This window comes from Cupriavidus sp. UYPR2.512 (genome assembly GCF_000379565.1).
In the GTDB taxonomy this organism is placed as follows: Bacteria; Pseudomonadota; Gammaproteobacteria; order Burkholderiales; family Burkholderiaceae; genus Cupriavidus.
The window spans coordinates 1-8672 of the sequence record NZ_KB902884.1; the positions used below are offsets into that span (position 1 = coordinate 1).

Here is an 8672-nt window from a genome sequence, read left to right on the forward strand (position 1 = left end):
AAGTGACCGAATCCTTCCTGCCGATCATTCACCTTGTGTTCTCCAATCTCAAGACCTGGCTGCGCGGAATTCATCACGGTGTCAGCCCGCAGCACCTGCAAGCCTATCTCAACGAATTCACCTTCCGCTTCAACCGTCGTTTCTATCCCTTCAATGCATTTCGCTCCCTGCTCGGCATCGCTGGTGACGTCACCGCGCCGACCTATGCCGAGCTCTATGCCAAAAAATCCCTACCCACTACATCTAGTAGGTTTGGGAGCTAACCGGATAAGCACGGATTGGATGTCACTAAGTTCTCGGCCAAACAGGTCCAGCTTGCATGGAGGGTTCGACGGCAACATCACCAACGCACTTGATCACCGGCAGTCAGCGCCGGATTTGATCTTGATCAACTGCAGGCCAAACGGGCACTCTGTCTACCTTGCCTCGCCCTTACCACGCCACTTAAACTTTCCTTACCATTTCTTCGTAACGTCCGCAGGAATGTTGCACCTCGCGATTTCGGTAATTACTGGCATCGACGAAAACAATTGCTGTCAGCCCTAAGGTTTGGTCGCGGTGGTATTCTGCAAATATTGGAATTGTGGTTCGACATTGGACTTTCAATTTTAAGGATCCAATCATGTTCAACATCAAGAACGCAGTGATCTGCGCGCTAGTGACCGCCACTGTGCGGCAATAGCCCTCCAGTATGCGAGCCATAGTATCCAGGACAGGAATTCGTTTGAATTGGCATTGTGGACAGCGGCGTATGTACATGAGGATCATGAACAAGCAGTAAAGAAGATCAGACGCGCTATGAATATTGAAACGCTCTTTCTGATTTGTGACCCCCAAATTGTACGCTTATTCCAACATTTTCGGTTTTTTACCATAGTTTTTGAGGAATGCTATGCAAGTGAAGCCAAGCAAGAACATCTCCTCTGACGTGTTGGCGACGCAGTAAACGTCAACGCGTTGCCGCGTCCCTCCACTATTCATCGATTCGAACATCGCGGCTTCGCTGTCTACCGTCCACAGCGCGATTATCACGAAAACCTTCTGATGCAAGCGCTCAAGGCGTCCAGTTCGATACGGGTAGAAGAATCGGCCACCAGAGCAGATGATCCGCGGGAACCGTATTGTGAAGACTACCGCGAATGTGACCAAGGCAGGCTTTTGCCTCGGGAAATAGAAATTCTCCGAAAGAGGCGGCCCACCGACCGCTTCGCGAAACAGTTGGCTTCGACACTCCCAGAGCAAAACCGCGCGTTAGACGATCCAGTTCTAGCGCTTAGAAATTTGGCCTGTGCTTCCGTCAAAGCTATTGACGAATTGAATATCAACTTCACCATAGTGGAGCACTATAAATGACGCCAGATCGCCATGCGGCATGCGTTTTGCAAGACCAATGCGAGGAGCTCGAGCTGAGACTGACACTGACCGGCGTAGAAGATGGTTTGATTTTTCTCATGGGGCCAGCCGGTGAGTCGATCCGGGTTCGTCCCTTCGACTCTGAAATTTCAATGTTGGAGCAAGTGATCCGAGGACTCAGATTTGAATTTGACGATCTCCCACTCTTGTGCCGGGGAGAGAGCAAGGAAATTCGCCTGCTTACGAGGAGAGTTGCTGTCGCAAAGCTGCTACCGACGCTCTACTCGTTTACCGCGAATCGCTCTGGCCAGGTTGACGGTACTGAGATCGTAAGAAGCAGCTTCTCAGCCATGATCTTCAGAGAGATGAAACTTGATCCGGACGCGAAACATATTGAAACGGCATTCGTCGGATCAGTTCCATCTCCATACGGAAATCTACTAGTGGAGAAGGTAGTAGACCCTGGAAATATAGAAGTTCGTGTTAAGAGATATCACATCGGATCGCCTGTTCATAGATACAAATATACAGACAGGTATGGGACAAGATTGGGTGGCGAACCGCTGAGAAGATGGAGTCGGTTTGATTCGCCAGTCGTATGCTTTGATTGGCGACATCCGCTTTATGGCGATGCGAATGAGAGACTGGCGGACGAGCCTCTGCCTGATGACTATGCAAGTATTTGGATCGATGACATTCATAGCGCCAAGAGCCTCGCCAGACAGGCATTCGAATGGATTGAAAAGAAATTTCAGAAGAAGGGGCTGCAGTTGATTGATATCTGTTTCTTCATCGATCGAACGGGAACCGTTATTTTTGGAGAAATCAGTCCCGATTGCATGCGTGTGCGGGAGACAGCATCCGACTCGTCGGCAGCGCTTGACAAGGATCAATGGCGCTCTGGTGGTGATTCCTCGTCGATCCTGGCTCGGTACCGCGAGCTTTACAATATTCTGTTTGATTAAAGTGCAACCAAAACTCGAAGCGGCGCATGGCGCATATGCGGAAACCGCTTATTAGAAGCAAGAGAGCCAAAATCTCCGCCGGATTGATATCTCCATACCTCTCCGTGCCAGGCAAGCGCTAGACATGAACGCCTATGCCCGCCTCCGTGTAAGCGTGGCAGTGGTGAACAACAGCGTAGAACTAAAGCGTCCTTCAATTAGGTGCGAAGAGCGAATCTGGATGGAGGGGTCCTGAGAGGAATACACTGTTGTAATTCGTCCCTGGACTGACGAGTAGAGTGGCTTATGCTTGGCTGCCATCCGCATGAAGCGAACTATCAACTCTGGATGCTCTCCGGCAGATCCATCGCCAAAGATCTCATATCCGTATGCCAAGCTTGACGGGGAATATCCAATCTGCGAACAGCCTTGACCGCCCGAGGGAGCGTCCGGAAAATCTGACATGCGCCCACAATCGTAGCGTGCATAATGGCCAACCCGTGGTAATAAATCACTTCAAACCTTTGACAAACAGTTCTACCGTATTTTCCCCAGACGCTGGATCGATGTGCGTAAGCAGGGCCACGCCAGTCGACAGCATGCGCGCATGAACGTTGGAAATATAGCCGACAGACCTGAAGCCTTTCGGCGTAGCCGAACCATTTCGGCGCGATTCGATGTCTACCCCATTATGATGGGCTCGAAGCGTCTGCTTCCCGCCAAAACGCTCGGCAAGCCTATCGGCGATATCCTCATGGAATGCAGACTTTTCGAGCGCGCATGCAGTGACAAGGTGTTCGACCTGGATAACGTCTGTCGTTGCAATTTCCAATTCGTACACCATAATCGCACCTTTGTTGGGGTGCACACTGTAAAACTTGTGTCGGTAGATGTTCACGGCTTGCTCCGACCACGCCAGTGAAAGATATTGCCGTGCGGCACCGACGGTGCGCCATGCTCGATGGCCTTGGGTCCGGTGTACCAGTCACGCCCCGCGAACCAGAAGCGCGTAATGCCTTCGGCCGCGTGCTCATCATTGAAACCCCTGCGCATCTGCACGTCATACCAACCGACATAGTGCGGGCTCACACTCCCGTCGATCCAATCAGTCTCGGCATTCCACGTGAGCGGCTCATCGCGTTGGCCGTGCCGGAATGGATGCATAGTTTCTTGCTACTGCCGATGGCCAGCACGTTCAGATCGAACCCGCTCGGCCTTTCTCATTTTCTTGAGTGTGCCTTGCTCCACGCCCCGACTTTGGTCACATACCGTTTATCGATTTCGTTCATTAGATGTGCAAACTGTTTCGGATATCTACCCTTCAATGAAATAAGGTAGGCTTCGATGTTGCCAACCCGGCGAGCCAACATACCATCGCTGATTAGCTGAACTTCGTCGACCTTCTTGACCGAATCGTTGGATGGCTCATTCGCCTCCAGAAGGGCGGCGGCGGCCTGTGGTTTTGCCAGCATACCGAGCGCTTCCATGGTTTGGCCTATTTGAACGTCGATTTCGATGTTCTCTGTACCACCGAAACACCAGCTGGCGAGAATTGATTGATTCAGCCATTCCGGCCATTCCGGTCCACGAAAACTCGCATAGGATTCAACTAACTCTCGTGCCTTAGACCATTTGGTAAGCAGAGTTAAGGCGGATACTTCGTAACAAGTGAACATAGTTGACCCTGTCAGGGTGTTGTCGTTGACATGACCCAAATAGCTTAGTGAACACGAGCGTTACATCCTGGCCAGTCAGACCTGTTTATGGGCGCCGCTACAGCCGCGGCCCTGTTCTTGATGCCTTTCCTCCAGACACCTATGCCCGTCCAAAGCGCCACAGTTTGAATGGGCCGGCGAAACGAGGACCGCCGCCGTTGTTGTGTGCATCGTCGCCCGTTCGATGCCGTCACCTTTCCCGCGCAAGCAGCTAGGACTACGGACACAAGCACTGTCTGAGTGAGCGTCCCAACAAAAAAATGGAATGCGCAGCGGGCTTCATGGATCTTCTCCCTTCTATTGCTTCAATACGTGGCGTCCGGACGAAAATCGCGCCGCGCTGCATTTTTACGGAACTTTGCGGTAGCGTGTTCTTCTTGACACTACGTCATGCGAGTTGCGCGGTGAGCTAGTTATCAGCAGGTTGACTATTATGACTACTCGCATGAGTTTATCATCGGCTGATAAATGTCACACTATGCGGGGTATAAGCTAGATCTATGCCATTCGCTCTGAGGTGCGCGAATACCGCGAATATTGAGGTGTTTTTGCGGAATGCGCCTGCAGTAAAAGCCGACAATGGCGTTCGATTTTGTTGCTGTTCCGACAAACATAACTAAGAATGGTGTTTATAACTTGCACCAGAGCCCAGATTAAACTGACCTTCGCCAGCCTCGTGCCGGCACGCACGATGTTACGCGTCTGCGATAGCGCATCGGACCAACGTGTCATGCATGTCAGGCAGGCCGGTCGTTCAACTTGACTTTAATACCCGCAGCCGCAGAAGCTCGATGTTCGCGCGTCCATACATCTGGCGCTTGAGGAACTTGAGTCGGTTGACGTGACCCTCGGTCTTTCCATTGCAACTTGAACGCCCCCCACAGTCGGTAAGTCGGGGCGCAGACTTTGCGCGAACCTGCGCATTTCCGCAGCGTGGCAGGGTGACAGAGGCTTCAACCATCGATCGGACCGCCGCGGGCTTCGTGGGTGCATGAGGCCGAGACACTACCGCGCGAGACTGCGAACGGGTTTGTTCTCGCACAGCGCCTGCATGGAGGGCTTGTGGTCGCATTCCTGGGCTCCTCGATGGCGCGCTTCCTCCATCCGACAAGCCGTCCGAACACGCGCCGGCCCGACGGGCAGGGCGTCGTGCGCACGGGTGACTGGACGAGCGGTGCCTTGCCGTTCGGAAAGAAGAGGCGGACCACGCAATTCCGCATCGACACGGCGCCCCTTGGCCCCGCGCCGGATGGCTACTGCGCCTGCCCCCACCATCAAGCCGATAGCGTCGCCTTGGGCGCGTAGCGCCATCACCCTGCTCGTACAGCGCCACCCGCTGGCGCGTCGCTGATCGCCCAGCCGCTACCATGATCTGAGTGAGTTGCGGCTCAGGAGCCGCTGCCGGCAAGGCTCACGCCACCGACCTCGGCTTGCTGCGCGGCTTGGGGCAGTTGCGGCCCGAGTCGGTACAGTACCTCTCGACGTTGGCGCGCAGGTTGCACAGCAGATGCCAGCGACCGGAGACTTGCCGGATATTCTCGGCAAACGTATGACGAGGGCAGTCGGCGTTCGCGCACTTGAAGCGACGCACCTCAACGGCGAGAACGACCCGTTGCTCGAGCATCGGATGTTCCCCTGCGCACATACCTGCCGTGGCGTCGGTTACTCCAACGACGGCGGCAGGACAACGTGCCGCGCGCACCGTACTGCAGGCTTCAGTAATGGTCTCCCCTCGCGCGTCGCCGGACGAAGGGGTTACCCACTCGGGTGAGAATACGATCGACCCCACCGAGAATTTGGTTCATGGTAACGATCTATGTTCCCGCCGCCTCAGTGCGATTTAGCCCGAAGGAACATCCTTCCCACCGCTGTGCGGAATGAAAGCAGGTGTTTTTCTGCGGTCCTCCTCGTACTGTTGGCTGAACTCCGCCAAAACTTGCGATTACGGCGCTGGGCGGACAGCGATGTGGCTTGGTCAACCATCATCCCGCAAATGGGGGGCCGGCAAGACATTCGGATTGTTGCCGGTCAACGCTCACCGGTGGTAGGGGGATCGTGAGTTATAACCTCGCGACGCTGTCAGATTTCACTGACAGCGCAGTATGCGCGACGGACAAACGCCCTTGCGATGCCGTACAAGCAGCATGGTACCAAGCCGAAACGTTTTTCAGAACCGGCTGATTCCGGCATCGCCGCCCGGCAACGATACTACAGGCATACACGGGGTACCGGTTTCCGGCATCAGCAGCAGGGCATCCAGCACGCAAGCTGGGGCCACCGGGGCAAGAGCGATCAGCGCAATAAAGGTAGCAAGGGGGGAAGCGATGAGCGGCGATAACCACATCGAACACGCGCAGCGCCTAGCGGAAATCGCCGAGGAAATTCCTCCTGGCGCGCATCTGAAGACGGACCGCCGTGGCTATGTCCACCATGGCATCTATGTCGGAAACGGCGAGGTGGTGCATTATGTCGGGTTCAAAGGCTTCCTGCGTTGCGGCCCAGTCGAAAAGACGACTCTTGCAGGTTTTGCCAACGGCTTCGGCTTTCGCGTCGAGTCGGGCACGCAGGCAAGGAACATCGAGACGGAAGTCATACGGCGCGCGACGGCGCGGCTTGGAGAGGACGATTACCGCCTTCTCACCAACAACTGCGAGCACTTCTGCACGTGGTGCCTGTCTGGTGAGAGCCGCAGCGAGCAAGTGGAGGCGCTGCTGAGCCACCCATGGCGTGCGCTGCTGGCTATTGTGGGTGTACTCTGTAGCGGGCATGCTGGGTCAGGATCGAACCGCATGCATGGGCGGGCTGAGCAGGCAGGGCTGCGTGCCCAGGCAGCAGTTGAGGGCGCTATCACAACAGCGGAAAGGCGCATGCGGCGAGGGACCACAGTTCCAAGAAGGCAAACGCCACGATCAAGACGCCGATGACGCCCTTGACTACGGCGACCGCGAACTGCGAACCGCCAAGGTTGTAGCTCACCACGACCGGCATCTGCTCAAACAGCCGGAGTCCGACAACGCGGTAGTGAGATTCTGGGGCCGCATACATCCAGTAGCGCGTAAAGCGCCCGTCGGCGATCTGGGCCGGTTGGCCAAAACGGTAAGTGCGCTCGACGTACGGCGGGATGACCGCAGGCGGATGCCGGACAGCCCGAAGCACTTGCGTGCCGGCGGGAAAAACAATTTCGGCATTGGCTAGCGCTTGGCAGACGATCTATGGGAAGGAGGGTTAGAGCAATATGTTCAGGTGTAGCAATCCTTTGGCGTCGTCATCAGCTGATCAAATCCGAACGCGAGGCAGTGCAGCCAACTGCGCGATCACCCTGCTCTGCCCCTTGCTGGTGGCTTGAGCAAGGTGGTCGCGGACCGACTCGCCGCGCCATATCTGAAGCCCTCGGAGGTCAGTGCACAGGGCCTGGTGGCCATGTCGCAGGCGACGCTGTACCGCGCGGAGGAGGAAGCCTGCCTGGCGAAAAGCGCCGCACGCGATTCAAACGCCCTGCCCGCCAGCACTTCGCCGGCGTAAGGCCGTCGCACACGTCGACCGGGGTTCCCAAATACGCATGAATTTCGCTGCTTGGGAGATCCTTCATCTGGCGCAGGACCGAGGCCAGCAGCTCCGGCACCGGCGCCGCGAATTGCCAGGCAGGCAATGCACGGCCGATCGCCTTGCCGCGCGGGGTGACACAATAGAAGCGTGCCTCCGCCGCCCACGGCAAGCTGGGATCCGCAAGCATTGCTGTCAGGCATTGGCGCACAATAGCCATCACGCGTGCGCGCTCGCCCGCATCAATGGTGTGCTCCAGTTGCTCGTCGATGTCGTGGACCAATTTTTCCACCAACGGAATGCGGCGGGCGACGTCGAACGTGAAGAAACTTTGCGGTGTCATATCAATCATCCATCAGATGACGACGCCGGGCGGCGCAAAGGCGGGATGGATAGCTGCTTCGCGTTCGGCCCGCTGACAAAACAGCACGTCGGCGGCGAATCCCGATGGCGTGACGTCGGCCAGCGCGCGGTCCTTTGAATCCGCAACCCGATCCGATCGTACGGGGCTGCCGCTATCATGATGGTCGCTTCCGATGCCCAGCGGCCATGAGCGAAAGCACTCGTGTCCCTGAATCCTCAATCTTGACAAAATGTCTAAACTACGCCGACACAGGTTTGAAAATCGGCCGAATCATCCCTCACCGCCTGGACTGAGATTCTCGCCCGGCTGCAGAGCGCCTGCCCAGCGTTATAAGCTGGGCGCACTGAACCACAGCCACGGGAACATCCAGGCTCGCCTTGTACAAGGTGCATCGATGCCGCCATCAGGTAACGGTCTTGACAACAAACCCCATCGCCTCGTAATACACATAGCAGCTCATGCGGGCCGATTGAGAAATTTTGTAGTTATAGCTGGCCACTAGTGTCCGGTTTATTTGAGGGTCATTGGCTTGGAAGCCAATGCTGACGCGGGTTGTGAGGATTCCATGGGTGTCCACGATTTGAATTTCGAACGGAAAATTTGCGATCCTTTCGGGTTTCAACGACCAGGATCGACCCATGAATGTGGGCAAGACGCTGTTCGCGCAGGTCATGGAATTCGTGCCATGGAAGACCTTCGGTCGCATTATCGAGAAGCATCGCGGAGATGCGGGCGTGCGCACCTTGGGCTGCG

Annotated in this window: 11 protein-coding genes; 5 read left to right on the top strand and 6 right to left on the bottom strand. The window is 55.9% G+C overall.

Annotated features, from left to right (window positions below):
• From A3A5_RS0107980 to A3A5_RS40915, 3 genes are all read left to right on the top strand, one after another.
• Positions 1–263, top strand: a 263-nt coding sequence (locus A3A5_RS0107980) for a transposase (RefSeq protein ID WP_018310080.1), incomplete at its 5' end; no start/stop codon positions are given.
• Positions 264–1044: 781 nt separating this feature from the next.
• Positions 1045–1353: a hypothetical protein gene (locus A3A5_RS43080; RefSeq protein WP_157637154.1), complete on the top strand. Its 309-nt coding sequence runs from the start codon at positions 1045–1047 to the stop codon at positions 1351–1353.
• Entirely contained in the window at positions 1350–2318 is a 969-nt protein-coding gene (locus tag A3A5_RS40915) for a phosphoribosylaminoimidazolesuccinocarboxamide synthase (protein WP_081623827.1), read from the top strand. Before A3A5_RS43080 ends, A3A5_RS40915 begins: the two co-directional genes overlap by 4 nt.
• Before the next feature lie 490 nt (positions 2319–2808).
• Here A3A5_RS40915 and A3A5_RS43990 read toward each other — a convergent pair whose 3' ends face one another.
• The 4 genes from A3A5_RS43990 to A3A5_RS43085 form a co-directional block, all read right to left on the bottom strand.
• The gene (locus tag A3A5_RS43990) at positions 2809–3195 is read right to left on the bottom strand and encodes a hypothetical protein (protein WP_018310082.1); all 387 of its coding nucleotides are present in this window, start codon (positions 3193–3195) and stop codon (positions 2809–2811) included.
• Positions 3192–3461 carry a hypothetical protein gene (locus A3A5_RS0107995; RefSeq protein WP_018310083.1) on the bottom strand — a complete coding sequence of 90 codons (270 nt, stop codon included), beginning with the start codon at positions 3459–3461 and terminating at the stop codon, positions 3192–3194. The genes A3A5_RS43990 and A3A5_RS0107995 overlap by 4 nt, the downstream gene beginning before the upstream one ends.
• A 56-nt stretch (positions 3462–3517) precedes the next feature.
• Complete coding sequence (locus A3A5_RS0108000; protein ID WP_018310084.1) at positions 3518–3784, bottom strand: hypothetical protein; 267 nt, start codon at positions 3782–3784, stop codon at positions 3518–3520.
• Positions 3785–5423: 1639 nt separating this feature from the next.
• The gene (locus A3A5_RS43085) at positions 5424–5636 is read right to left on the bottom strand and encodes a hypothetical protein (protein ID WP_157637155.1); all 213 of its coding nucleotides are present in this window, start codon (positions 5634–5636) and stop codon (positions 5424–5426) included.
• Between the two features lie 700 nt (positions 5637–6336).
• Here A3A5_RS43085 and A3A5_RS40935 point away from each other — a divergent pair.
• Positions 6337–6936, top strand: a complete 600-nt coding sequence (locus A3A5_RS40935; protein ID WP_081623829.1) for a lecithin retinol acyltransferase family protein — start codon at positions 6337–6339, stop codon at positions 6934–6936.
• On the opposite strand, the gene A3A5_RS44000 is transcribed toward A3A5_RS40935, so the two are convergent.
• Positions 6860–7168, bottom strand: a complete 309-nt coding sequence (locus tag A3A5_RS44000) for a hypothetical protein (RefSeq protein ID WP_018310087.1) — start codon at positions 7166–7168, stop codon at positions 6860–6862. The two genes, A3A5_RS40935 and A3A5_RS44000, sit on opposite strands and share 77 nt — an antisense overlap.
• Before the next feature lie 241 nt (positions 7169–7409).
• The gene (locus A3A5_RS42855) at positions 7410–7907 is read right to left on the bottom strand and encodes a hypothetical protein (RefSeq protein ID WP_232431291.1); all 498 of its coding nucleotides are present in this window, start codon (positions 7905–7907) and stop codon (positions 7410–7412) included.
• A 650-nt stretch (positions 7908–8557) separates the two neighbouring features.
• Here A3A5_RS42855 and A3A5_RS40945 point away from each other — a divergent pair.
• A partial coding sequence (locus A3A5_RS40945; protein WP_157637156.1) for a DUF4372 domain-containing protein occupies positions 8558–8672 on the top strand: 115 nt, incomplete at its 3' end.